Here is a 25,919-nt window from a genome sequence, read left to right on the forward strand (position 1 = left end):
TGATTAAGGGGGGATTAAGGGGGGATTAAGGGGGGATTTATCTTCAATTTAATTATAACTACTTACTTAAACCAAGAATTTAATCTAATTGATGTCCTGTGAGTTCCACAAAGATATCTTCGAGGTTGGAAGGGCGACACATTACTCCAGTTTTATCGCTCAAAGTGTCGAGATAGGCATTGGCATCAGCGACGGTGGGGAAGAATTTATAATCAATTTTATCGCCAACTTGTTTGATAACTAAACTCTCACCATACTTAGCACGAAAATCCGTTAGAGTTCCTAATTCGATTAATTTGCCCGCATCCATAATGCCAATTCTGCCCGGTTTTCCTGCGGCGTTATCCTGACAGAGAAATTCCACTTCTTCCATGTAGTGAGTGGTTAACAAAATTGTCATTCCTTGCCGGTTTAAATCCCGAATTACTTCCCACAAACGACGACGATTTTGGGGATCTAAACCGACTGTCGGTTCATCGAGAAAGAGAATTTTTGGTTCGTGAAGAAGAGCGCGAGCAATCTGTAAACGTCGTTTCATCCCTCCAGAAAGAGTTTTGGCAAGGGCAGATTTTCGATCGCTTAAACTGACATAATCTAAATAGCGATCGATTAATTCCTGCCTCTGGGGATTGGGGATATGGTGCATCCGGCCGTGAAATTCCATATTTTCCCAGACGGTTAATTCCCCATCAACGCTAATCTGTTGTAAGACTACCCCAATATTTCTTTTCACCTGATCGCGGTATTTTTTGACATCATACCCCGCCACTGCGATTTCTCCTTGACTTGCTTCGGTTAGAGTGATAATCATGCGGATTGTCGTCGATTTTCCCGCACCGTTGGGACCGAGTAAACCAAAGATTTCCCCTTTTTCGATGGCAAAGGAAAGCTCGTTAACTACTGGCAGATTGTTATAGATTTTAGAAACGCGATCGAGAGCAATAGCGGCGGTCATAGTTACAAAAGTTAATATTCTAGCTATGGATTAGTGTAACCGAATTAGCCTAACTGACGGCGATTTTATCCTTTCCTCTCAAGGTACTCCTATCGACTTTGGTTTGACATCTTCACAATCAGATTAGAATACGGATAAAAAATCTTGACTTTGCCGGTATCCGATGGGAGTTTTTCTGCCAATTCTGTGTTTATGTCTAGGAATAGGGGAATTTTTCCTCAATCCCCCCATTAGTCTCGGTAATTCCCCCCCCGCAACCACGGTAATCCGAACGGAAACCCGTTTGCTGCTAAATTTAAAAAAAAGACGAGTTTTTGTTTACCAAGGACAGAAAATAATCGCTTCTTACCCTGTGGCGATCGGTCGTCCGGGTTGGGAAACCCCGACGGGACAATTTAGGGTGATTCAGATGGTGCGGGAACCAGTCTGGGAACATCCTTTCACTGGTCAACTGGTGCCATCGGGAAAAAACAACCCTTTAGGGGCGCGTTGGATTGGATTTTGGACCGATGGCGCGAATTTTATCGGTTTTCACGGTACACCCCAAGAAAATCTCATCGGCCGGGCCGTCTCCCACGGTTGCGTTAGGATGCGAGATCGAGATATAAAGGCTTTATTTGAAAAGGTACAAATCGGCACTTCAGTGATAGTAATCGCTCAATAGAAACAATGGCACAAAATGTCACATTTACGAACACTTTACCCCCATGATGTCGAGAGAGCCGTCTTAACCAGTAATTTAGATAGTCAACAGTTTAAAATGAGAGAAACTGAGCCAAGAGGATAATCGGTGAATATTATTGAACTAATCGGGATCGTGGCGGGAATATTAACCACTGTATCTTTTTTACCCCAAGTGATTAAAACTTGGCGTTATCGTTCGGCTAAGGACTTATCCCTAACTATGTTTATTTGCTTTTGTCTGGGGGTTTTTCTTTGGCTCATATACGGCCTTTATATGAACAGTAAACCGATTATTATCGCTAATTTTGTTACTTTTATCTTAGCGGGGACAATTCTCTATTTTAAGATTAAATATGATTAAAATAACTGACAATCCCTTGCGGCCCTATTGGCTCACGTCATGACAATTCTACAATTTATTGGGCCATCTAGGGGCGCGGATAGGATTTTTAGGTTAATTTATTGTTAAGATAATCATCTTTGACCATTGAGACCAAATTTGGGGTCAAGAAACATGAGCAATCGCATCGAGTGGATTAATGCCCTATCAACCCGTCCCTCCCTAGAAGCGGCGGTGACGGAGGTAGTAGAAAAAGTGCAAGATAAGTTAGTTGGATCGGCAGATCTAGCCATAATTTTTATTTCTTCTGCCTATGCCAGCGACTATCCCCGTTTAGTTCCCTTAATCTTGGATAAACTCCCCGTTCCTGTGCTGATCGGCTGCGGTGGGGCGGGGATTGTCGGCATGGGTGAGAGGGAAAAAGCGCGAGAAATCGAAGCGAGTCCGGCTTTAAGTCTCACCGTCGCCCATTTGCCCAATGTGGAAGTGCAGCCCTTCTATATCGAAGCGGCGGAAATGCCCGATCTCGACAGTTCCCCCTCTAGTTGGACAGAATTATTAGGGGTAGAAGCGGCCAAAAATCCCCAATTTATCCTTTTAGCCGATCCTTTTTCCAGTCGCATCAATGATCTGTTAGAGGGTTTGGATTTTGCCTACCCCGGTTCGGCCAAAATCGGCGGTTTAGTCAGTGGTGGCATGATCGAACGTTCTGGGGGTCTATTCTACCACGATCAAAAAAAACCGCGTAATACCTATCTCTATCGTCAGGGAACCGTAGGAATCGCCCTTTCTGGCAATATTATCGTCGAAACTATCGTCGCCCAGGGTTGTCGTCCCATCGGACCGATTTATCAGGTGAGTGAGGGAGAACGCAATATTATCATCTCCATGACCGGTAAAGGGGCCGATGGTACTCCCCAACCACCTTTAAACCTACTGCGGGATTTAATCCCCTCCTTAAGCGAAAAAGACCGAGAATTGTCGCAACACTCCCTTTTTATCGGTATTGCTAGGGATGAGTTTAAAATGCAGTTGCGGGCCGGGGATTTCTTAATTCGCAATGTTTTGGGAGTAGATCCTCGCCAAGGTGCGATCGCAATTGGCGATCGAGTTCGTCCGGGGCAGCGGGTACAATTTCACCTGCGCGATGCCGACACTTCCGCTCTAGATTTAGAATTACTTCTGCAAGCTTTTCCCCGAGACAAACCTAATAGCTCAGAGGTACTAGGTGCTTTAATCTTTTCCTGTCTCGGTCGCGGGGAAAATCTCTACGAAAAACCGGACTTTGATTCGGGTCTTTTTCAGCGTTATTTCGCCAATGTTCCCCTTGCCGGTTTCTTTTGCAATGGGGAAATCGGGCCGGTGGCCGGTCGCACTTTTTTACACGGTTATACCTCGGCTTTTGCCCTCTTTCGTCAGGGAATTTAAGGCTATACTAAATAGTTAGTACGCTAGGGAGTAGAACGATGGTAAAAGCCCAATCTTTCTCTGAGTCGGAGATTATCTATGCCGATAGTGACGGTAAACCGATGGCCGATCATACCAAACAGTTTCGCTGGATTGTGACGATTAAGGAAAATCTCGAATGTTTATTCGCAGAGAATGACCATGTGTTTATCGCCGGCGATCTGTTGTGGTATCCCGTCGAGGGGGATAATAAAACTTGTCAAGCGCCGGATGCTATGGTGGTGTTTGGCAGACCCAAGGGCGATCGAGGTTCCTATAAGCAATGGTTAGAAAACCAGATTGCGCCGCAGGTGGTCTTTGAAATTCTCTCTCGGGGCAACACCAAAGCGGAAATGCGCCGAAAATGGCAATTTTATCAGCGTTTTGGCGTAGAAGAATATTATCTCTATGATCCCGATGCTAATTATCTACAGGGTTGGTGGCGCAGGGGTGATCACTTGGAGTTGATTCCTGCGATCGATAATTGGCTGAGTCCGCGGCTACAGATTCGTTTTCAACTGGAGAGTCCCCAGTTAGCTATTTTTTATCCCGATGGCTCGCGGTTTTTGACCACCCTAGAAATCAAGCAAAAGGCTGAATTAGCCGAACAAAGGGCCAGGACCGCCGAACAGCAAGCCCAACAGGAACGGCAACGGGCCCGGGAAGCTGAGGCAAAATTAGCCCGCTTAGAGGCGCAATTACGGGCCCTGGGGATTAATCTAGAGGAAAGCTAACGAGAGGCGGGAAGAACGGGATTTAACCACTGGAGAATCTCATCTTTGAGACGGGAATTATCCCGGGCAAGTCCCTGTTTTAACCATTGGCCGATCGCATCGAGGGGAGTAAATACTTCTCCGGTTTGCCAACTGACATCTTGACTCAAGGGAGTGAGATGATTACCCGGGAGAGTTCGCAGGGCAATTAAATCATTAAAGCGTTTTTTTAGCAGGGGATTTAATACCAGCGATTGATCGATCGTGTCGTCTTGAAAACGGATTAAAAGATTGCGACGAATGGCATAATCTTGGAAAATTAACTCGTTTGTTTCTTCGGGGGAAGGGGTAAATTCGAGGTTAAAAGTGGTGTCAATTTGTAAAGGTTCGATAAAAGGAATAGCCCGACGAATGGGATAATTATTAAAGGAAATGAGGATATTTCCTTCCCGTTCCACTTCGTAGAGACTACCGATTAATAAATGTAGTTTACAACCCATACTGTGACCCAATCCGTAGATGGGGAGATAACCTTGGGGCAGACTATGATTCCAGCGCAGACGTTCAATAATATTATCAAAACGGTTTAAAACTGTGCGGGCGATCGATTTGTGATCGAGGGTATTAATAAAGGGAGTCGCGACAATAGCGTATCCTGAATTGCCAAGACTTTCTAATAACCAACGATAGGTAATATTCGGGGCTGCCGCCACAAATGCCCCCCCTAAAAAGTGAATGATACCCCGGGGACGACGGGGGAGAAAAACCCAATTACCTGCTATTTCTTGCCAATTCATAATTAGTTATCAGTGAATTAAGTAGCTGGTTATAATTAAATTAAAAATAGATTTTAGGTTCGATCCCTCCTTAGTCCTAGGGTTGATTCATAGTAGGGTTGATTCATGAATCAACCCTACCTTTAGTCCCCCCTTGATAAGGGTGGTGTCTGATAATTTTTAACGCCTACCTACTTAATAACTTAGTCACTCACCAAATAAATACCACTTCATATTATACTAAATCCTGTTTAAAAGGGATAGGATATTAGTCAGAGATTGGCACGGCTGGATAAGGATAACTGCTTACCCAAGTCATCAAAAATCGGGATGAATAGTTCTAGTCGAGTTTTTTCTTAATAAAAGCCACTAATTGAGACATTTGTTTCTTGATAGTTTCCATTTCTGTTTGCATTTGGGCAATTTGGGCATGGAGAGTCTGAATATCGGTGCTATAATCCCCAGTGAGTTCCTCTAGTTTCGGGCTAGAAACTGTCGGTTTGGGAGAATACTGTTTTGCCTTGGCTATCGCTTCTTTAATCGCTTGTATTAATTGTTTTTGGTCGAAAGGCTTCTCAATAAAGGCAAAATACTGGAAAGGTTCGGGTATTTTCTCTACTAGCTCCTCTTTCCTTCCCGACATTAACACTAGGGGGATACTTTTGAGATTATCTTCGCTTTGGATTTGCTGAAACACCTCCCAACCGCTCATTTTTGGGAGAAGGAAGTCCAAAATAATCAAATTCGGGTTTTCAGTACGGATGAGATTATAGCCCTCTAATCCGTCTTTAGCTTCGAGGAATTCAAAGTTACCCTCTGGTAACATATCGCGAACGCGCATCCTAATCACTTTACTGTCATCGATAACGAGAATTTTATGATTTGACACGATAGACACCTTAGACAAGAGACAATAGATAAACTCGATGATTCGAGGGGATATTGGCGAAAACTTTCGGCATAGGCATTGAGGATTCCCAAAAAACCCTTAGAAACTAACATACATCTTGACACTCCCGTCGCGCTCATGCGAGAGATTCTTGGTTCATCGAGTTTCCTTAATCTGGCAGGACGTATCCAACCAAACCAGAGGGAATCTCTCCCCAAGCGTATTAGTTTCGGTATGCCCTACCGTACTTAGTCCCTTTTTGAGAATGTTGATAGCGGCGTTAATATCTCTATCTTCTACATAGCCACAGTGGGGACAAATATGGGTTCTTGTCGATAGAGATTTAGGGACTTTTTGACCACAATTAGAACAATTTTGACTCGTGTTATGGGGGGCTACTGCTACCGTAGCCTTACCATATTTAAAGCCAAAATATTCTAACCATTGCCGAAAAGTTGACCAAGCCACATCATTAATAGATTTAGAGAGTTTAGAGTTTTTTACCATGCCTTGAATATTTAAGTTTTCGTAGGCGATGAAATCGTTAGATTTAATGACGTGCAATGCCTCTTTTTCGACAAAGCCTTTACGTTGCCTACTTACTCTTAAATGCTTTCTAGCATATCTCTTTCTAGCTTTTTGGTAGTTGTTTGATTGGGGTTGACCTTTTCTAAACTTTTTAGATTTTTTCCGATTCAGACGGTTTAATCTTTTTTCTGCCTGGCGATAGTATTGCGGTATTTCTACCGTTTCCCCATCACTATTAGCGTAGAAAACTTTTAAACCTACATCCAATCCCACACATCTTTTAGTCGGTTCTAGCGGTTTAGCATATTCCCGAATATCAACACTTAGACAGAATTGGACATAATAACCGTCTGCTCGTTTAACAATCCTAACTCGTTTAATTTGGTCTATGGGGTAAAAGTTTAGGTCTCTAGTTCCTTTTAGTTTAACCGTGCCAATGTTTTTCTTATCTGTGAAAGTGATTTTCTTTCTATCCTCTGATAATTTCCATCCGGAGTTTTTATATTCCACAGAACGATTATTTTTCTGAAATTTAGGATAACCTTTTTTTCCTTTAACCTTTTTCTTACAATTATCATAGAAACGGGCAATAGCTGACCAAGCTCGTTCGGCCGATGCTTGTCTGGCCGTAGAATTTAGAGTATCGACAAACTTGAACTGTTTGGCGAGAACTGCACAATATTTATTGAGAGAATATTTATCGATTTTGTCTTCTCTCTTGGCATCCATCCAAAGCCTTAAAGCCTTATTTCTGATGAATTGTACTGTACGAATAGCTTCATCAATGGCAGAACATTGACTTGGTTTGACCACGGCTTTCATTTCTAAGACAATCATTGTTGATCGACCTCAAACAACTTATTTTAAGTTAACCTGTAGAGCATCGGATTGTCAAGATTTTAGTTGTGCTTCGCTGTTTTATATTGGTCGGGGTTTCATCCCGTTGCGCTCAAGCAAGGGCTTCGGCCGTGAGCTCAGCCGAACGGTCTTCACCCCGACATTTGAGATAAAGAAAAAACCTCGGTTAATGTCCGAGGCTGCTGTTGTAGGAGAACTCAATGCAAAACAAAAGGAAGATACCAAAACCAAAGAGGTTTTTATCGGTAAATCACCCTTATTGTCCCATTGTAACCCCTGTTTAAGCGTATCGGGATGAAGTAGCACTTTTTAGGGCTAAATAACCTAAACCGAGACATAAAAGCGCATTTACGCCCAAAAATGCCTGAGCGCTCCTACCAGAACCTAACCAGACCAGAGTAGGATCGATAACAGCACTGATCCCTAAAGTCACCGCCATGGCTAAACTTACCCCCACCGCTAACCATTTTGCTTGGGGATGACCTAAAAGCAGAGCAATCAGGACAAAAGGCAGGATAACACTGGCAAAAAGCGGATTAAGGACAGAACTTCCCTGAATAACGCCTCCTAGGTCGGAAAGAGAACTCCCCATGACTCGGAAAGGCCATTGGGGTAAATCGAAGATATAAAGACCTCTGAGGAAAAATAAGCCAGAACTGCCAAAAATTAGACCAGCATTCAAAAATCCGTTCCAGGAGAAGGGAAAATAATTTCTCAGCCACCAAGCGAGGAGATAAGAACCCAAAACCATAGCCATTTTGGGTAAAACTGCCACCGCACCGCCATCAATCCAGAAACGAGGATTGAGATAACCGTTATCGCGCAACCAACGCCAAAAATCCCGGAAAGTAATCTGTCCTTTTAGGGCTAATTGTAGGGCATTGCCCGCGTCTAATTGTCCGGCCCCAAAATGATTAAAGGGATCATCATTGATCTTACGGGCCGACTGTTGCAAAACCCCTAAAACTGCATTGGGTTCTTTAATTCCCGCAGCCTTGATTAAAGCTACCACGCCGGCAACGTGAGGGGCTGCCATGCTGGTTCCCTGAAAACCGAGGAACGCCGGTTCCCCTCCCTTAGCCGGATCGATGGTTTCTTGGATAATTTTACCCGTATCGGAGCCGCCTGGGGCAGCAATATCGATTCCGGCCCCGAAATTAGAATAGGGGGCTTTATTTCCGGAGGCATCTACCGCAGAAACGCCGATAACGTGCGGAAAACGGGCGGGATAGGCGGCGGAATTATCATCGCCATTACCGGCAGCGGCGACGATTACCACACCTTTACTATAGGCATATTCGATCGCCTCTTTCATTACTTGGGTTTCCCCTCCACCCCCTAAACTCATATTGATGACATCGGCTTGATTATCGACGGCAAAACGGATCGCTTCGGCGATATCTCCCACGGTTCCCCCACCCGTCCCGGAAAGCACCTTGAGGGGCATAATTTTGGCTTTGTAGGCGATGCCGGCCACCCCGTAGTTATTATTGGTCGATTGGGCAATTGTTCCCGCTACATGGGTTCCGTGACCGTTATCGTCCTCGCTATTGCTGCGATCGTTGACGAAGTCGTAGCCTTCCACAAACTCGGTTTCTCGCAGATCGGGAACTCTTGATACACCTGTATCAATGACGGCGACGGTGATCCCTTCACCGTGATTTTCTTCCCAAGCGCGTTCGATATTTATCCCCCTCAGGTTCCACTGTTTGCTATAGTCGGGGTCATTGGGGGCGATGAAAGCATGATAAATATAATCGGGTTCGATCGATTCGGTGTATTTTTTAACGTCGGAATTGCGGAGAGTTTTCAGGAGTTTGCTATCTCCTGCCACGGTGTAAAGATGTTCATCGATGGAAAAAATACTATTTAAACTGGTGGTTTTTCCCGCTTTTTTGTTGATAGCATTTAACTGTTCATCTAGTACGCTGACGGGTATATCGTCCCTGAAGTCGATTAAAATTGATTGATACTCGCCCCGATGTGCTAGTCCAGTAAAGTTAAAGATAGCAAATCCTAGACCGAGCATAAATAGGGTTAACAATAAAATTTTTTTCATAGATTTCCTAAGAATTTATCATTACAAGCTAAGGTTTTTTTAGTTTTGATGAGAAAATTTGCTCGAAGTTCCCCTATTTTTGTCTCAGTTGAAGATAGAACTAACCAGTTACAAAAAAGTCACCTGTTGTTTATTTTAAGCTCGATCGCCGATCACTGTTAATTGCCGACTGGCAAAAATAGCTTCATAGTGGCGATAATGTTTAAATTCCAGGAGATTATAGAAAGGATCCTCCAGAAAAAAGGTTTTATGTTCGGTTATCTCCCCATTAAAGCGAGTTTTTGGTTCTAGATAAAATTTTAGTTGATTGACTCGTGCTTTTTCGAGAAGATTGTCCCAATCCCTGGCATCTGGCAGAATTAGACCAAAATGGCGAGGATAAATGCTATTTTGGGGAGTAAGAGGCATTTCAGTGACGTGAGCGACTACCTGATGACCGTAGAAATTTAAGATTATCGCTTTCTCGGTTTCCCTTCCCGCTAAACAACCTAAACCATCACAGTAGAAGCTTTTAGCGGTGGACACATCGGTAATCGGAATAGCGAGATGAAAAATTGCAGGTTGATTCATGGCGATCGAGTTTATCCGCATTCTACTAGGTTCCATTGTAGCGATCGAGGGGCAACTGTTACAGGAATTTTTTCTTGAAATTGGCAATTACCTAGGGTTGCCTGAATAAATCTAAAAAACCTTGTTGAATAATATATTTAGGCTTTTTTGACATCAAAAAGTGCCGACTCTTAGAGTAATCGCAGGGAAATTTTAGGCACTTTTTCCCTGAAAATCGATAAAACCCCACACCCTACACCCTACACCCCACCTAAAGACTTTGTGCGATTCTAAAACCAGCGTGTTGATAAAAATTCCGGCGAAACCAATTGCGATAGTAGGGTAGGATTTCTGTGCCGTTAGTCACCCAAGCTCCTCCTAACATCATTTTATGTTGACTATTAAAGAACGGAGTGGAATTGTCAGCATAGAGGTAATGGGGTTGAAAGTCAGTTAAGGGATTAAAATCATCTTCTAGCCATTCCCAGACGTTACCGCGTAAATCATAAATTTCTGAGTTATTACCAGAATTTTTTAACATTCCTACGGGAGTGGGAGAACAGAATTTTAAATTGAGGTTATAATCATCAAATTTATCGTTTTCTAGGGTATAACATCGATTTTTTTGACTGCCATAGGTGGCTAAATTCCACTCAGCTTCCGTCATTAAACGTATTCCTTGACCTTGAAAACGACAGTAAGCGATCGCTTCATAATAGTTAACTTCTACCGGCCAATCAAGAGGTAAATCGAGAACATCAAACATGGCTCGATGTTGATAATTTCCCCCCTTATCTACCAGCCAAAATTTAGGATATTTGACTCGATAATGATTTTTCCATTGCCAAGCTTCCTCATCCCAATAACTGGGATTTTCGTAGCCACCATTATGGACAAATTCTTTAAATTCTCCGTTGGTAATCATATATTTACTCACCAGAAAATTGTTAACTTGAACTTGCCGATAACCATACTCGTTATCCCAACCATAAATAGGAGAATCTTGGGGTTTACCAATTTCTACTATTCCCCCAGAAACCTCCACCATTTGATTAGGATAAGCTTGACCAAAAGAAGGGGCATAATGCCAACCTTGAGGACGTTGCAGACAGTCTAAAGGCAGTTGTCTGAGTAACATTGAAGATGTTTCAAAGTGAACACGCTGATGCTCGATTCCCATCATTAATGACCAGAGAGAATGCCGAGGATGAATAGGAAGATTAAGGGGTACATTTTTAATTATTTCGACCACAATTTCATAGACTTGTTGTCGATATTCCCAAACTTTAGCCACCCCAGGCCACTGAATATGGGCGGTAGCAGAGTTTAATTCTTCAGGAGTTGCTGGATCTACTCCCACTCCAAACAATAATTCATAGTCAGGATTAGGGCTTTTTTTTAATAGGTTAACCAGCTGCAATTTATTCAGATAAAAAGCGGCCGCATGACCTAAATAAAAAATGAGGGGATTTCTTAAATCGTCAGGGTTACAGTAAAAAGCTTCTTCTTTGATGATGCTTTTTAACAGCATATCTTCTAATTGCCAAGCATTTTCAAAATAGTCCAGTATATTTTCTCGACTACAGTTACTTAGAGAGATAGGAGCCTGTGCTTGAATCTTTTCCATGTTTTTATGCCTCTATTACTGATGATAATTTTCTCATTATTTACAGGGATAACTGACAGAGAATTAACCCAAATAAATTTTCAGGATCGGTGAAAACCTTGAGCGGGTTTAATCCCTTTGATTTTAGGTCTTTTTGCATAGTTTCTAGGTTGAATTTACGCGAGATTTCTGTTAAAATACTTTCCGACGCTTGAAAATTAACCGTTAAATCGAGTTTTTTAAGATGAACAGGATGAGTTTTTTGACAAATTAAATACATTTCAATTTGAGATTTATCTTGATTATAGATAGCTTGATGACTAAATAAATCAAGGTTAAAATCAGCTTGAAAACGCCAATTTAAATGGGAAAGCATATTTAAATTAAAAGCGGCTGTCACCCCTTGAGCATCATTATAAGCTGCTTCTAAAATTGCCACTGGTTTTTGGAGATCAATCCCTAATAAAAAATAATCTCCAGCTTTTAGGACAGTGGCAATTTTTTCTAAAAATTTATCACATTCAGCCGCAGAAAAATTACCGATAGAACTTCCCAAGAAAAAAATCATTCTGGTATTATCAGAAGGGTTTTGACAATAGGCTAAGGCCTGTTCATAGGTTCCAATTAACCCCTGAATGGGTAAATTAGGATATTCTTTTTGTAATTCTATGGCACTAGCTTTGAGAATAGTTTCACTAACATCGATAGGTACATATTTAGAGGATTTTTGTTGCTGATAATAAGCATCCAATAACAGACGAGTTTTAGTGGAACTACCACTGCCTAATTCGATCAATTCGCAGGAGCCTGTATAGGCGACAATTTCTTGAGCATATTCTTGGAGAATAGCCGCTTCTGTCCTAGTGGGATAGTATTCTGGCAATTGACAGATTGCTTCAAAAAGTTGGGAACCTTGCCGATCATAAAAATATTTAGATGGTAAACTTTTGGGGGTTTTAGTTAATCCTTCAATCACATCTTTGCCATCATCTTTAACTATATTTTGTCGCGTAGCATCGGTGGCTAAATACTCAATTTGTAACAGTTCTTGGTTAGATTGTTTAAGTTGCATAGATTCTCCAGATTATTCTCCAGTTTTTTGATTGTTCTTGATCGATACCGAGGATGAAATCCACTTTGACAGCTTGAATACTGGCAGAGATTATCGTTCTTTGGTAATTTTACCACTAAAACCCCGCAAAATTTACCTCTTGTCTAGATAGACAAGGTTTGTGGATGGTAAATAAAAGCCGTTAAATTGATCGCCAGTAAGCTGATGCTATTCAAGTAAAATTACTGGTTTAATTAATCAGTAAAGACTGCATTTCCTCTAAAGTAAGATTTTCTTGAATATAGCGAGGATTAAGGGGATGATAGGGACTAGCAAGACGATCTATCCTAATAATTGTCGCCGTTTCAGGAATGAGCGGAATATCGGGATCGTAGGGGGTGCTGCGGGTAAGGGAACTAGAAAAACCCTTAAAAATAGAGATTTCTTCTTCCTCCCCATCCACAGCAATAGTCACCAATAAAACCTCGTGGGGATTTTTGAGGGTGTATTGTTCGAGTTGTTGACCAATATTCATAGAAAAATGGCTAATTATCGATAGCTAAAAACTTATTGTTGTAAAGCTGAACGTCCCTGTTTGCCGAGGCGAATAAGAAGAAAATGGGCAAAATAGAGAGTATAAAAAGAGAGACCAACTAAACCAAAAAAGCCCAAAACATTAGCAGTAGCTTCTGAATGAAAAATCTCGCGAAACTGCCAGGGTGCTTCCTGCCAAACCTGACAATAGGGAGAATTTAGCAATTCCCCTGACATAGCACAGGAGAGAAAAGGTAAGGTAGAAATTGCACCCAAAGGAGAATAGATAGTTACTGCCCAACGCCAAGCAGTGGTGACAAATTTAATCGGACTGGCGGGTAAATCTTTAATTTCATCGTTAATATCTACCCAAAACCATAGAGAAATCGGGATTAAAATCTTAGCTAAAAAACTGGTGACAAAACCAATTGGCCAGGAAGCAATCATTAAATATACGGTAATTAACAAAAGACTAGCCACTCGCCAATAGATAATCAACAATTTTTGTAATGATTCGATTTTTGCAAATAAAGACCAAATTAACAAAATTGCCGGAATAATCACCGTAAATAGGACGGCTAAACGATAATCTATCCAAACGAGAGGACGAAACCAAAGTTGATTCATAAACTATTTAGACATAATTACACTGTCACCATTTTACTGTCTTCGGACGCAGGAGCCAAAATCGGCCACAGCTTGACCAACAAACAAAAAAACGAGGGGCGATCTCTTTATAGCTGAGATCGCCCTAAAGCTAGGATTCTACTGTGAGGAGAGAAAAAACCGCTGCCCGACTCCATTAATCGTCATAAACGCGACACTCGGCGGCATCGGGATTATCATCACAATACTTTTGGAAGTAGGTTTTTTGGGGGTGGTCCTGACGTTGGTGAGCTGCTTCTGCTTGTAATTCTTCCACCGCATCCCAAGCGGCGGCGCATTCGCCAGAGGTGGCACCTTCCGTACTACAGACGGTTCTGGCGTTTTCTAGCTCTTCTTGAATTTTATCTTGGATATTGCTCATGATTCCTCTGGAATTGATCTATTGAATTAGGGGTCGAGAAGGTCGTCACCGACCTCCCCTCCCATTCAGAACCGTGCGTGAGATTTTCACCTCACACGGCTCCTAGTTTGACTGTTCCCTTGTTAAGGATACAGCTTGACTTCTTTTGGTTTGCCTTGTATTATCTAGTTTGACTTCCTTAGATGTCAAATCAGGTGATTTCAGGCTTCCATCAGATGCCGATTTATCATCGTGACAGTGGCGGTGTAGTAATTGAAGGTTTTTATATTCATTCTTTCCGCCTAAGCTGAGAGGGTGAATGTGGTCAACTTCAATTAAATCCGATGGGGTGAAATACTGTCCACATCGGCTACACTTGCCTTGTTGCTTCTTAAGTAGTTTAGCTACTCTTGTCGGTGTGTCGATTGCTTGTCCTCGTCTGGTCGCCCAGTAAGTCCAATTTCCGTCGTAAGGTGAAGCGTCGGGGCGTACTAGGGTATGTCTGACGATTGGTGTCCAATTATGTTGCCATAAATGAAGACCATCTTTGGTCTTAAATAACCAAGATTCTTGTCTTTCTTTCTCATTGCTGAGTTTAACTGTACCCGGTCTAAAGTAGTTTCTCAGCTTTTCGTAGTTCGCTTTACCGCATCTTGAGACTGTCCATGCCCTTAACATTAACCAGATTGTGTGGTCTAGTTTACTGAAGGTATCCATAGATACTGCTCCTGAGTAGTAGTTAGCCCAACCTCTAATGATTGGGTTTAATTGACTAATCAGGGCTGATTGAGGTGCTGTCTTGTGTTTTTTGATTACACCTTTAATCGCTTCTGTGTGGGCTTTAATTGCTTTTTGGCTGGGTTTAATGTGGGTTTTGTGACCAATTAATCGTCTTCCCCCTCCTATTTTCCCAGATTTGTATTTTCCTACTGGATATTGCCTGATATTGAATCCTAGAAAATCAAAACCGGGTTCTTCTGTTTTCCCATTGTACTCAATGGGGTTAAGTGTATGACACACTCTGGTTTTTTCTGGTTTGAGTTCTAATCCAATTGGTTTTAACCATTCAGAAATGGCAATCTTGCACTGTTCAATGATTTCGAGTGAGGGGGAAATCACTACAAAGTCATCGGCATATCTTATGAGAACAGCTTGATTAGTAGCTTTCTTTTTGGGAAATAACGTTTCAATTAGTCTCGCCATTCCATCCAGTGCGATGTTGGCTAGTAGTGGACTTATTACCCCTCCTTGTGGTGTCCCGGTTTCTGTTTCTTCAAATACGCCTTTATCCAATACTCCTGCTTTGAGCCATTGTTTTATGTCTCTTTTCAGGGAGCTTGGATAATGAATTTTGGACAGTAAACAGTTGTGATTAATTCGGTCAAAACACTTGGCAATATCAGCATCTAATACAAAGTAGCTACCTTGATTAATGGTGATGTATATCTTTGATATTGCGTCATGGGCAGACCTTCCCGGTCGGAAACCATAACTGGTTCCTTCCATTTTTGATTCCCATTCTGGCTCAAGTGCCGATTTAATCAATGCTTGTCTAGCTCTGTCTTTGATGGTTGGTATTCCTAATGGACGTTTTTCATCCTTACCGGGTTTAGGAATCCATACCCTTCTTAATGGTTTTGCTTTAAGTGTTCCCTTGATTTCTTCGGTTAGATTTAGCCTTTGTTCTGGGGATACTGCTATCACTCCATCGACTCCTGCTGTTTTCTTTCCTTGGTTGTCTTGGGTTACTTTGCGAACTGCTAATAGACGAGCGTAGTACGATTTCACCAATAGACGTTGCAACCTTCTAACCTTTGCATCCTGTCCCGATTTAGCCGCTTGGTATATCCTCTTTTGAAGCTTAAAAACGTATCTTTGGACTTTCGCCCAATTGATAGCTTTCCATACATTCGTAGTCTTAGTGGTTTTCGGTTTTCCGAATCCTTTACCTTCTCTCGATTTCGTCATATAGACTTCTACTAGACTCTATCCTTACAATCAAACCGTAACCTGTTAGCATATCTTGACTATTACCGTCAAGCGTTGGCTTTTGGTTACATCTCACACCCTTAAAGGCTTGCGCTTACACTTGTCACTACTGGGTATTTCGACCGATACTCAGAGCCTAAAAGGGGTTATCACGTTCCGTTTATATGGGCATTCCATCTTTAGATTTGTCCTTTCCATCGGGGTACTTTTAAAGGTCTGTGTAAGTGACTAAGCGAGTTTCTTACTTTTCCCCTTGTTCTTTTGAACGTAGTGTATCAACCTATTTCACTACTTAATCGTTACGATGGTTCAGGTCAGACATTCGGCTCACGCCTAATCTTGGATGGTTGGCAGTGGTCTCGTTTCTGGTGTTAGGTTACACCTCGGAGCCTTCCGTTCCCCGCTTCAGTCCCAGAGTTGTGACTTCTGAATCTGGGGGTGGCTATCGCCGTTACTCTCACCTTTGTAGTAATTGTAAATAATTGTTACAAAGTGTTTTGACCTTGAGTCCCCTTGCCTAGTTTGGTATCGGGTGATACTAAACGTCGGGACATATAAACAGTTATAAGGTTGGTCTGGGTTGACCTCTTAGATTCAGTCAGGGGACTGAAGACCTTATTAGGCGGTTATTTCGGGCATTTCAGCCCTATTTCATGCCTAAACGTTTCGCACCACTCTAACAATTATACAGTCACCTTCTCAAACCATAGGATCGGTTATCCCACTCGATCGCCTTTCCTGTGCTATTGAGCCAATCCTAGCGCAATTGTTGGGGAATTTAAGATCAAGATTTCCTGACTAGGCCAATTTTTAGCCCAGATTTCGCACTGGAGAAACGCCACAGGGATTTCTCCCCGGGATAGACAGCGAGCAGAAGCATATATCGACTTATTTAGGCCGTCTTAGCGGTCTCGATGCTCCCTTAGACAGGGTGGCGCAGATCGAATAAGTTATTCTAGGGACTAGGGGAAAAAGACTGTTTTGCTGGCAATAGTCAGCATTCCTGTCACCAAAATGCCGACAATGCTAAGGAATCCAATGGTGGTAATGTTGACTCGTGCGTTGAGATCGTCAACCCGCTTTTCTAGTCGCGTAACTTTGGCATCTAAGGCCTTAATATCCCCTTTAATTTCTCCTAAACTGTTTTTGATCGCCTTCTGTCCATTTTCTAGGTTTGTCAGTCGGGATTCGATCGCTTTCTGTCCGCTAACGATTAAATCTTCTAACCTTTTCAGATCATTCTCGGTAACTGCCGTCATCAGTGACAATCCTCTTAAAGTTGAATTTTTCCCCAGTCTCCTATCAATACTCTATCAATATTTTCTCGGTCGAGCATTTCTACTCTAGAATAAAAGATATTGCAATCCCTGTTAGGGAATTTATTAGAAACTTGAGGTATGTAAATGTGACATAATCACAGTTTCGCATTTAACCTTCATAAGATGGAATATGAATATCATTGACGCTTTAAATCTCAAAAAAACCCAAGATTACCCTTCTAGAGAAGCTTATCAGCAAGACGTTGTCAAAGCGGTACAGGTATTGATGCGTCTAGGTATTATGGATAGTCCCTCGGCCGATTTAACCGCTTCCCTAGACTCTATCCTTGAGAAATTACAAGAGGATGAACTGGCTATCTACGGTAGAAAACGCAGTAAACAGGAAATTATCGCCGATTTAAAGCAAGTTAATAGTGAAATTGTCGAACTCGATCGAGAAATAGCCGACTTAGAATGGCAAATTGCCCTCAAAAAAGCTGAAATATCTGTTAATGAAACATCTTAGGGTTTTTTATCTTGATTCTGGTTCGGTTTCTCCAAACTGAGCGTAATAATCATCCGCACTAATAAACTTCATCGTGAGTCCCAATTGACTCCAAAAGAATTGCCTGTTTCTGCTCATATTCAACGAATTTAAAGACAATTCTTAAATCATAGCCCACACTACAAGCATAAGAGTCTTTAAGCTCCCCTTTTAATTTGTGTGTTCTTAATCGAGGTTGAAATGGATCTACGGATAATAAAGCTAAAGTTTCTTGGATATTTTGAGCTAAAAAAGCCTGTTTTTTCACAATTTTTCGAGCATTTCTAATAAATATATTCGAGCGTAATAAAACAAAATTCACGAAAGGATTTCCTCCATGATTTGTTCAGGTGTCAGGGGTTGACATTGACCTTGTGCAAATTCTTGTTGAGCTTCTTGAACATCTCTAAACAACTCTGTTCTTTTTTGATCTCGAAGACGATTCTGTAAAATATGAATGAGATTTTCTTGATCTTCAAGGGGAAGTTGCTCGGCTGCTTCTAGAATCTCTGCAAAGGTTGTTTGTATTGCCATTTTCTTAAGGGGCGATCGATTAAACTATCTAGAATTTACAATCAAGGCTAAAAATAGCGAGAGTTACCGCATAAACATTCATTATATCGATATTTTTTGTCTAGTCAACCCAGAGAACAAAAAAACAGAAACTTGACCTATATTCACTGGGTAGAGAATGTTATCTAGAAACATTCCCGACATTTCCGAGAATGGCCAAGGGTTGCTGATTTTTTTCTTAACCACAAAGAGACAAAGGACACAAAGAGAGGGAGTAAGGGATTTCCACCATTCTAAGAGCGCCAAGAGAGCCGAATCATCTAAGGACTAATATGAATTTGACTGAGAATATAACGCAAGCGATCATAATCATCCTTAAGTAAAACACTTAACTGTCTGCCCACATTCACTAACCATTGTCGATCGGCTTGACGCAATTGATACATCTGACGGATAGAAGCGGCTGCCAAAGCTTCCACGGGAGTATTTTTGACCTGTAATAAAATTCGTAAAAAGTCTAATTGTTCACTAAAATAAACCACTTCTAACGACTCACATTGATAAACCGCCTGATGAATTTGTGGGGGACGGGGAGGAATATATTGATAGATATAACCTCGCCCAGCACCATTGCCATTAAATTGTCCGGGTAAGGTTTCAAAACCGACAATAGTTGCCCGAAATTCCGTTTTTAACATAGCGAAAATCTGCGGCTGTTGTTCCCGCAATTCAGCCAAAGATAACCCCAAAGCTCTAGCGCGATGTACCGAATCGATGGGTGCAGTGGTGGCAAAGGTGACAATCCCAAAAATCTTATTACCCGTTTCTTCATCGTAGGCTTTCACCCAACTACCAAAAGCGGGCATAAAAGGAAAGTTTAACTCCTCTGGTTCCAAACATTGCGCTAAAAACTCGGTCGTCGTCGTCTCGATAACTTCGGCGATATGATCGGGATGGCGGTTATCCGTGGCCAATTGCGGTAAGGGTGGACGCATGGTTATTTTTTGCCTTTAGCCGGGGCAATAATTACTTCTTCTAATTCCGAGAGATTAAAGGTGACTAACTTATCCCAGTTACCCCCCTCAAAAAGAACGGCCACTTTCCCATCGCTTAAACGCTGGGCTAAACCTTCAAATTTATAATAGGTATCATCGGGATTGGTGACTCGAACGGTACTACCTGGCAAAATCATAGGATTGACGACGAAATTATAATTAACTGTCTCTTAGCTTATCAAAATTTAGTGATCAGGGAGTCGTGACTTACCCCTACCTTCTGTTATCCTTCTTAGGCAATACGTCCCTGTTCTCTACCCGATCAGGCGATCGCAATTCGTTCCTCAGGCGACAATTGTTGTACTGCTTAAATAAGCTGTTCTAAAGTTAAGGGAATGGTTCTCATCGATTTTGCTTTAATAATTTATAAGTAGGTAGGCACAATTATTTGTAGGATGGGTTAGCGGTAGCGTAACATGAGCGGGAGTTGGGTTTCATGCTTCAGCCCAACCTACGTTCATTTTATATTTAATTCCACCCACCTACTTAATTTGCTCTATTCAACCCTCAACCCCAGCCACAGGAGATCGCAATAACTACTAGGATGCGCTTTTCGATAGCGTAACGCACCAATTTAATAATAAAGTTAGTGCGCGGGGCGCGGATTGTTAATTTTGGTTTTTTATCAGAGATTATCACCGCAAACACGCACCCTACAAGATCGGTGTACTGCTAGGCAGTGCCTTCGGCATCGCACTATTGAGCATTCAGGTTTCTGAGAATTTTTTGTGCTAAAAATTCTTTGATTTCTGTATGTCGTGGTACAGCTTCAATCACCCCAGTTTGAGGGTTAATCCAAAGAGAATGAGATGCACCCTCTCGCTTAAGATAACAACCAGCTTTCCGCAACTTTTTTTCTAATTCTTGACGTTTCATGGAATGGAAATTGTCTCCTCGATCGCCTCTTTCGGTAGTCCTCGACGAATATCAGCCAAACGATCTTCAAAAATTAGTTGAATAGCACTTTTTAAGCTTTCTTTGGCTTCTTCAATGGTTTCTCCTTGACCATTCGCACCAGGCACTTCAGGACAAATCGCCCAATATCCTCCTTCTGTTGCTGCCTCAATGATGGCGGTAAACTCTGCTTTCATGAAAATTCCCTTAGATGTTTTATTAATTATGATAATACAGATAATGTTGGGTTTCGTTCCTCAACCCAACCTACAAGATCGGCGATCGCACTAATTCGTAGGGTGTGTTAGCGATAGTTGCTCTATGAGTCAATAGTCAGCAACGAAAGTAGTAAAATGTAGGGTGCGTTAGACGGCAACAATCTCTGCTCTTACTTAGGATTAGCAATCCGTCGTAACGCACCACCCACCAGATATATTAAAGATAGAATAATGCCTAATTATAGAAGACCTAATGTTTCTGGTGGTACTTATTTTATCACCCAAGTTACTTATCAACGTGAACCCTGGCTCTGTAGTGAAATTGGACGGAAGGCTCTCAGAGAAGCTCTTCAAAAGGTAAGAGAAAAACATCCTTTTTTAATTGATGCTTTTGTTTTGTTGCCAGATCATTTTCATTGTTTGTTAACTTTGCCACCAGAAGATAAGGATTTTTCTATGAGATTGCGATTGATTAAAACGTATGTCACCAAGCATTATGCAGAACAATTAGGTATTAATCGAGAAGTTTCTCAGTCACGAATAAAGCGCAGAGAGAGCAATCTTTGGCAGCGTCGCTATTGGGAACATTTGCTTCGAGATGAAAGAGATTTTGCTCTGCATTGTGATTATATTCATAATAATCCCGTAAAACATGGATTATGTGCGAATCCGCAAGATTGGCAGTTTTCGAGCATCCATCGGTTTATCGCTCAGGGAATTTATCCGCCTAATTGGGGGAGCGATGGGATTAAAGAAATACCAACAGCAATTTGGGATGAATAATTTAATTATCAATTCTCGCAGGGTGCGCCATTCGATAGCGTAACGCACCAATTTAATAATGAAGTTGATGTGTTACAGCCGATTGTTGATTTAGTTTTTTATCAGAGATTATCGCCGCAAACAAAAACATAAATCGTAGGGTGTGTTAGCGAAAGCGTAACACACCAATTTAATAATAAAGTTGGTGCGTTACGGCGGATTGTTAATTGAGGTTTTTTAACAAAAATTATCGCCGCAAACAAAAACATAAATCGTAGGGTGCGTTAGCCAAAGCGTAACGCACCAATTTAATAATAAAGTTGGTGCGTTACGGCGGATTGTTAATTTGAGTTTTTATCAGAGATAATCACCGCAAACAAAAACATCAATCGTAGGGTGCGTTAGCGACAGCGTAACGCACCAATTTAATGACAAAGTTGGTGCGTTACGGCGGATTGTTAATTTGAGTTTTTTATCAGAAATTATCGCCGCCTAACGCACCCTACAAGATCGGCGATCGCACTACAATATCTAAAACAACATACTTAAAAACTCAAGCAAATTTAGTCCATTCAAAATTGCTCCAAGCTTTTCTAATCTTACAGGGAAATAAGGTAAATACAATGGACTAAAAGGACTTGATGGACGTAATAAAAATGGAATTACTCTTGTCAAAGTAAATATTTTAACATACTCTATTAAAGCCACCTCCCCACTAGGATCGATCGCATTTACCGGATTAACCCCAGCGTATAAATAATCATGCAAGGTTATCGGTTGATTATTGAAACCCTCAAAGGGATCAACGGAAGCAAAACGCCCTGTATTAGGATCATAATACCTTGCTCGTAAATAATAACCATCTACCGCATCATCAAACTGCTCACCAGCAAACAGATAATTATTCTCCGCATCCCCGACTTTACGGGTTAAATTACCATAAGCATCATAATCATATTCTACAATGACAGAACCATTATTACCCGTCATCAAACGAGTGCTACCTAAACCATCCACTTGATAGTAAATCCGATTTGCACCGTCCTCTTGAGAGATTAAATCCCAACCGTGAGTATAGGTAGTATTAACTGTACCATTAGTTTGATATTCCTCAATCACTTGGGCGTATTGCTGTTGATTATTGTCGATTAAGAAGCGAGTCACCTCACCATCCACATCAATCGCCACTCGGATACCATTGTGATCATATTCAAACTCAATGCGTCCGGTTTCGCCGTTTTCCGTGACTTCTACTGCGGTTAATTCACCCTTAGCATTCCACTCATAATTAGTGGTAGTTGCGCCATTTTCTACCTTAGCAAGGAGATTACCCTCCTCATCGTATTGATATTGGGTAACATTTCCGCCAAGAATTTCTTTTAATAATCTGTCGTTTTTATCATAGTTATAGGTGGTTTTACCTGCCACTGAATCGACTTTTTCTAAACGATTTCCTACTGCATCAAAACTATAAGTAATCGTTTTGTTACCTGCTACAGTGTCAGTAATTTTCTCTTGGGTTAAACGATAGAGATTGTCATAGGTGTACTCCACAGTGCGACCATCATTTTCTACCACTTTCACCCGATTACCCATCGCATCTAGGGTATAAGCATAACTAGAAATAATGCTCGTATCATTGCGGTTTTCGAGGTAGGTTAAGCGATTTAATAAGTCATATTGTTGATTTTCAATCACCCCATTGGGGAAGACTGTTTTAATCAAATTACCCACCGCATCATAATCGTAGTCTGTTACTCCATTATCGGCATCTTTAACAGTATCAAGGCGATTCAACCCATCATAAGTATAAGTGGTTGTGCCTGAAGGTACGGTTAAGGTAAGAATATTACTAGCCTTGTCGTAAGTATAGCTAATAGTACGGTTATCGGGTTCGGTACGACTAATTAACCTGTCACGCTCATCATAAACATAATTTGTCATCCCTCGGTTATCGATAACGGTAGCTAATTCCCCCGTCAAGGTATAGGTAAAGGTTTCCGTAGCTGTACCATCAGAGAAAGATTTTTCGGTTAACCAGTTACGCTCATTATATTTATAGGTGGTGACTGCTCCATTAAAGTCAGTTACTTTGATTAAATTACCGATTTTATCGTGAATTGTCTCGTTACGTTGTCCACCAGGTAAGATGGTAGCTTTTAGACGGGGTAAACTGTCATATTCAAACTTAGTGATATTACCATTTGCGTCTTTTTGCTCGATTAAATTACCCACTAAGTCATATTTATACTCAGTGCGTTGATTTAAAGCATCAATTACCGCCGTTAGTCTTCCTAAAGCGTCATATTCATAATTAGTGGTATTTCCTGCTAAATCGGTTTCTGCTATCACTCGTCCTAAAGGATCATAAGTGGTAGTCATTACCGTATTATTAGCATAAGTTGTGGTAAGAAGACGATCAAGCTCGTCATAATCATACTCAGTGATGCGCCCTAACGCATCTGTTTTGGCAATTTGTCGCCCGTCTGCATCATAAGTATAGCTAGTAATTTGATTGAGGGCATTAGAAACTACTCATCCTCCCCATTCAAACTCAAATTCAGGTTCAGGTAAAGATTCAACCTCTAAATCTTGAGGTTCCAATAGAGGAGTGTCATTAAACTCATATTCTGGCTCTAACATTGCTTCAGGTTCATGTGTTGTTTCAGGTTCAGGCTCAGGTTCTGGAGAAGCTTCAGGTTGATCCTCTTCTTTGCATTTTATATCAATAGTTTTTGTGTCGTTATCCCAAAATGGAGCATCCACTTCTTTTACAGAAATACTTTCAGGTTCACAACTTTTTGTATCTATAATAGTATTATTTTGATCGCCTTCGATAATATCTCCTTTTTGAGTAAAATTTTCGATGTTGGTAGTTCTTTCAGAACTATCTTGATTAATATCTCTGCCAGCAAAGTTATCTGGACTATCTTGCGTCAAACGTTCAACGAAATCCTCTGCGAAGTTTTTTAAACTCCAATTGCTTTTTTCGGACATAGTTCATCACTCTCCTAAGTAATAATCAGTCAAGCCTTAAGATGATAGCGGTTTATACTCGTCTAATCCTAGCACATAATCTACTAAATTTCTAGTCTGGGATGTGGCATCAGGGGCTAGGGCATCTTTAAGCAGAGTTTTAATATTAGCGAGTAGTTCATCCTCAAAATCTATCCAAAAAAGTTTGCGTTCTTCCTGAAGTTGAGGCGATTGTAAAAGTCCCGTAAAGCGACCACTCATTTGTAAGGATCGATTCGCTACACCTGGATTATCTTCTCCTAAAGATAATTCATAATCTTCTCTCTTTTCTAATCGTACTTTTGTAATTCCACTAGCATTAGGACTGTAACGCTGAATGGTGGGACTTATGGGTAAGTTAGGTAATCTATCACGCATTAGGTTGGTTAAAGTTGGGATTCCAGGACTTAAGGATAATAGGGTTTGGTAAACGTGCTTATTTTGTTCCCAACGTTTTTGATTGTCGGGAATAGTGGGAGCGACTTCAACTAAACCGACATTAAATTCTCGTAGATAGTCACCAGCAAGCCCCAATGTACCGACAGGAAGCCGATGAGTTTCATCAAGAATAGCTAAGATTTTTTCACGGGGTTTATCATCTTTGGGTTGGGGATTTGGCCCTAGTTCCAGAATACGAGTGAGTAGGTTGTCTAAAAATAATGGACCAACAATATTTGATGATGATTTAGAGAGTGGTTGGCTTAAAATAACGAGGGCGCGATGATAAAGAATGTCATCCAAGTCAAGCATTTTTAAGTCTGGATGAGGTTCTGTATATTCTAATAAATCCTCATGGTTTAACATATCTTTAAAAAGTTGTACCCCCCGTCTTGTTAAAGTAAGTTGAGGCTGATTAAGATAGAAGAAATTGGCCATGTTAAGTTGTTGTTCAATATCTTCTAACAGTTGTAAATCTTTTGATTTTAAAGAGGTTTCCTGCCTTGCTGCATTCTCTTTTAGTTTTTCTTTGACTTTATCTGGAAAATACAATAAATGAACTAATTTTCTTAATGTTGGTATTTTTTCTGATTCAAAATTTTGAAGATATATTAACAGATATTCTGCAATTGTGGCCGCATTATAGACAACGGCAACTGTTTCACCATCCAGTTGATAATGCTCAACGATAACCTGAGCAATCATTGCAAAAAATTCGCGTCTATCTTGGGGATTGTTGAGATACCGCAACGGGTTAAAACAGCAGTTACCACGCGGCCAACGATAACGGATAATATCAGGAAATTTCTGTTGTAAGTAATCGGCAAGATCGGTAAATGCTGCGCCTTCTTTTCCGCCATTAATACCGCCTTTAGCTTCGCAAACAATGACAGTACCATACCACTTTAAAGCCCCTGAAATTAATCTTAATAATACAGTAGTTTTGCCAGATCCAATTGCTCCACCAATAAACAAATGAGTAGAAAGTAAATCTACAGGCAACCAAAAAGGATATCTAGTTGTTGTTTCGGGATAGGATGCCGCTTGTCCTAAATAAATTTTGTTTTTTCCCGGTTTAATTTTATCGCCATCGTATGGATTATCAGCATTATCGTCATCAGAATTAAGATTTGCTAAGACTGACTGAAGACTTTGAGGAATCCGTTTAGGCTTTCCTAGATTATTGCTTTTTTGAGCTAGGGGAATAGGTTTGAGAGAAAAAGGATAGGACATAATTT

At 41.1% G+C, this 25,919-nt stretch carries 28 protein-coding genes; 6 read left to right on the plus strand and 22 right to left on the minus strand.

Annotation, left to right across the window (positions count from 1 at the left end; genetic code table 11):
- Positions 1-79 precede the first annotated feature (79 nt).
- The gene (locus tag myaer_RS10000) at positions 80-955 is read right to left on the minus strand and encodes an ABC transporter ATP-binding protein (protein ID WP_046661982.1); all 876 of its coding nucleotides are present in this window, start codon (positions 953-955) and stop codon (positions 80-82) included.
- A gap of 163 nt (positions 956-1,118) precedes the next feature.
- On the opposite strand from myaer_RS10000, the gene myaer_RS10005 reads away from it, so the two are divergent.
- From myaer_RS10005 to myaer_RS10020, 4 genes are all read left to right on the plus strand, one after another.
- Complete coding sequence (locus myaer_RS10005; protein ID WP_046661983.1) at positions 1,119-1,619, plus strand: L,D-transpeptidase; 501 nt, start codon at positions 1,119-1,121, stop codon at positions 1,617-1,619.
- A gap of 126 nt (positions 1,620-1,745) precedes the next feature.
- Positions 1,746-2,000 carry a SemiSWEET transporter gene (locus myaer_RS10010; protein ID WP_002739519.1) on the plus strand — a complete coding sequence of 85 codons (255 nt, stop codon included), beginning with the start codon at positions 1,746-1,748 and terminating at the stop codon, positions 1,998-2,000.
- A gap of 153 nt (positions 2,001-2,153) precedes the next feature.
- The gene (locus myaer_RS10015) at positions 2,154-3,407 is read left to right on the plus strand and encodes an FIST signal transduction protein (RefSeq protein WP_046661984.1); all 1,254 of its coding nucleotides are present in this window, start codon (positions 2,154-2,156) and stop codon (positions 3,405-3,407) included.
- A 38-nt stretch (positions 3,408-3,445) separates the two neighbouring features.
- Entirely contained in the window at positions 3,446-4,159 is a 714-nt protein-coding gene (locus myaer_RS10020; RefSeq protein ID WP_046661985.1) for a Uma2 family endonuclease, read from the plus strand.
- On the opposite strand, the gene myaer_RS10025 is transcribed toward myaer_RS10020, so the two are convergent.
- The 12 genes from myaer_RS10025 to myaer_RS10085 form a co-directional block, all read right to left on the minus strand.
- Entirely contained in the window at positions 4,156-4,935 is a 780-nt protein-coding gene (locus myaer_RS10025; RefSeq protein WP_046661986.1) for a DUF1350 family protein, read from the minus strand. The two genes, myaer_RS10020 and myaer_RS10025, sit on opposite strands and share 4 nt — an antisense overlap.
- 319 nt (positions 4,936-5,254) lie before the next feature.
- Complete coding sequence (locus myaer_RS10030) at positions 5,255-5,803, minus strand: response regulator (RefSeq protein WP_046663685.1); 549 nt, start codon at positions 5,801-5,803, stop codon at positions 5,255-5,257.
- Positions 5,804-5,959: 156 nt separating this feature from the next.
- Positions 5,960-7,168: an RNA-guided endonuclease InsQ/TnpB family protein gene (locus myaer_RS10035; RefSeq protein ID WP_046661987.1), complete on the minus strand. Its 1,209-nt coding sequence runs from the start codon at positions 7,166-7,168 to the stop codon at positions 5,960-5,962.
- Positions 7,169-7,469: 301 nt separating this feature from the next.
- A complete protein-coding gene (locus myaer_RS10045) occupies positions 7,470-9,248 on the minus strand; it encodes a S8 family peptidase (protein ID WP_046661988.1) in 1,779 nt (592 codons plus the stop codon).
- A 135-nt stretch (positions 9,249-9,383) separates the two neighbouring features.
- Positions 9,384-9,818, minus strand: a complete 435-nt coding sequence (locus myaer_RS10050; protein ID WP_046661989.1) for a VOC family protein — start codon at positions 9,816-9,818, stop codon at positions 9,384-9,386.
- A 250-nt stretch (positions 9,819-10,068) separates the two neighbouring features.
- Positions 10,069-11,424, minus strand: coding sequence for a 5-histidylcysteine sulfoxide synthase (gene ovoA / locus myaer_RS10055; RefSeq protein ID WP_046661990.1), 1,356 nt, complete (start codon positions 11,422-11,424; stop codon positions 10,069-10,071).
- A 40-nt stretch (positions 11,425-11,464) separates the two neighbouring features.
- The gene (egtD, locus tag myaer_RS10060; protein ID WP_046661991.1) at positions 11,465-12,475 is read right to left on the minus strand and encodes an L-histidine N(alpha)-methyltransferase; all 1,011 of its coding nucleotides are present in this window, start codon (positions 12,473-12,475) and stop codon (positions 11,465-11,467) included.
- 229 nt (positions 12,476-12,704) lie between these two features.
- On the minus strand, positions 12,705-12,989 hold the full coding sequence (locus tag myaer_RS10065) for a hypothetical protein (RefSeq protein ID WP_046661992.1): 285 nt from the start codon (positions 12,987-12,989) through the stop codon (positions 12,705-12,707).
- A 32-nt stretch (positions 12,990-13,021) separates the two neighbouring features.
- Positions 13,022-13,615, minus strand: coding sequence for a DUF3177 family protein (locus myaer_RS10070; protein ID WP_002740183.1), 594 nt, complete (start codon positions 13,613-13,615; stop codon positions 13,022-13,024).
- A gap of 175 nt (positions 13,616-13,790) precedes the next feature.
- Complete coding sequence (locus tag myaer_RS10075; protein ID WP_046661993.1) at positions 13,791-14,015, minus strand: Calvin cycle protein CP12; 225 nt, start codon at positions 14,013-14,015, stop codon at positions 13,791-13,793.
- A 102-nt stretch (positions 14,016-14,117) separates the two neighbouring features.
- Positions 14,118-15,962, minus strand: coding sequence for a group II intron reverse transcriptase/maturase (gene ltrA / locus myaer_RS10080; protein WP_046661994.1), 1,845 nt, complete (start codon positions 15,960-15,962; stop codon positions 14,118-14,120).
- Positions 15,963-16,945: 983 nt separating this feature from the next.
- Complete coding sequence (locus myaer_RS10085) at positions 16,946-17,242, minus strand: hypothetical protein (protein WP_046661995.1); 297 nt, start codon at positions 17,240-17,242, stop codon at positions 16,946-16,948.
- Positions 17,243-17,432: 190 nt separating this feature from the next.
- Here myaer_RS10085 and myaer_RS10090 point away from each other — a divergent pair, with 190 nt between their 5' ends.
- Positions 17,433-17,768: a hypothetical protein gene (locus myaer_RS10090; protein ID WP_046661996.1), complete on the plus strand. Its 336-nt coding sequence runs from the start codon at positions 17,433-17,435 to the stop codon at positions 17,766-17,768.
- 58 nt (positions 17,769-17,826) lie between these two features.
- On the opposite strand, the gene myaer_RS10095 is transcribed toward myaer_RS10090, so the two are convergent.
- The 6 genes from myaer_RS10095 to myaer_RS10120 all read right to left on the minus strand — a co-directional run bounded on the left by myaer_RS10095 (position 17,827) and on the right by myaer_RS10120 (position 20,445).
- Positions 17,827-18,108 carry a type II toxin-antitoxin system YafQ family toxin gene (locus myaer_RS10095; RefSeq protein ID WP_008207104.1) on the minus strand — a complete coding sequence of 94 codons (282 nt, stop codon included), beginning with the start codon at positions 18,106-18,108 and terminating at the stop codon, positions 17,827-17,829.
- Entirely contained in the window at positions 18,105-18,320 is a 216-nt protein-coding gene (locus myaer_RS10100; protein WP_002782275.1) for a hypothetical protein, read from the minus strand. The genes myaer_RS10095 and myaer_RS10100 overlap by 4 nt, the downstream gene beginning before the upstream one ends.
- A 299-nt stretch (positions 18,321-18,619) precedes the next feature.
- A complete protein-coding gene (locus myaer_RS10105) occupies positions 18,620-19,294 on the minus strand; it encodes an HAS-barrel domain-containing protein (protein WP_002759297.1) in 675 nt (224 codons plus the stop codon).
- A 2-nt stretch (positions 19,295-19,296) separates the two neighbouring features.
- Positions 19,297-19,491 (minus strand): NAD(P)H dehydrogenase subunit NdhS, encoded by a 195-nt coding sequence (locus myaer_RS10110; RefSeq protein ID WP_002759298.1) that lies wholly within the window; start codon positions 19,489-19,491, stop codon positions 19,297-19,299.
- A gap of 559 nt (positions 19,492-20,050) precedes the next feature.
- Positions 20,051-20,230 (minus strand): type II toxin-antitoxin system HicA family toxin, encoded by a 180-nt coding sequence (locus tag myaer_RS10115; protein WP_002782277.1) that lies wholly within the window; start codon positions 20,228-20,230, stop codon positions 20,051-20,053.
- Positions 20,227-20,445 carry a type II toxin-antitoxin system HicB family antitoxin gene (locus myaer_RS10120; protein ID WP_046661997.1) on the minus strand — a complete coding sequence of 73 codons (219 nt, stop codon included), beginning with the start codon at positions 20,443-20,445 and terminating at the stop codon, positions 20,227-20,229. The genes myaer_RS10115 and myaer_RS10120 overlap by 4 nt, the downstream gene beginning before the upstream one ends.
- A gap of 252 nt (positions 20,446-20,697) precedes the next feature.
- On the opposite strand from myaer_RS10120, the gene myaer_RS10125 reads away from it, so the two are divergent.
- The gene (locus tag myaer_RS10125; protein WP_046661998.1) at positions 20,698-21,249 is read left to right on the plus strand and encodes an REP-associated tyrosine transposase; all 552 of its coding nucleotides are present in this window, start codon (positions 20,698-20,700) and stop codon (positions 21,247-21,249) included.
- A 510-nt stretch (positions 21,250-21,759) separates the two neighbouring features.
- On the opposite strand, the gene myaer_RS22665 is transcribed toward myaer_RS10125, so the two are convergent.
- The 3 genes from myaer_RS22665 to myaer_RS10140 form a co-directional block, all read right to left on the minus strand.
- A complete protein-coding gene (locus myaer_RS22665; protein WP_235614838.1) occupies positions 21,760-23,610 on the minus strand; it encodes an RHS repeat-associated core domain-containing protein in 1,851 nt (616 codons plus the stop codon).
- Between the two features lie 153 nt (positions 23,611-23,763).
- Positions 23,764-24,225, minus strand: a complete 462-nt coding sequence (locus myaer_RS10135) for a hypothetical protein (RefSeq protein ID WP_046661999.1) — start codon at positions 24,223-24,225, stop codon at positions 23,764-23,766.
- Positions 24,226-24,261: 36 nt separating this feature from the next.
- On the minus strand, positions 24,262-25,914 hold the full coding sequence (locus tag myaer_RS10140; RefSeq protein WP_046662000.1) for a hypothetical protein: 1,653 nt from the start codon (positions 25,912-25,914) through the stop codon (positions 24,262-24,264).
- Positions 25,915-25,919 lie beyond the last annotated feature (5 nt).

This window comes from Microcystis aeruginosa NIES-2549 (genome assembly GCF_000981785.2).
GTDB classification, from domain to species: domain Bacteria; phylum Cyanobacteriota; class Cyanobacteriia; order Cyanobacteriales; family Microcystaceae; genus Microcystis; species Microcystis aeruginosa_C.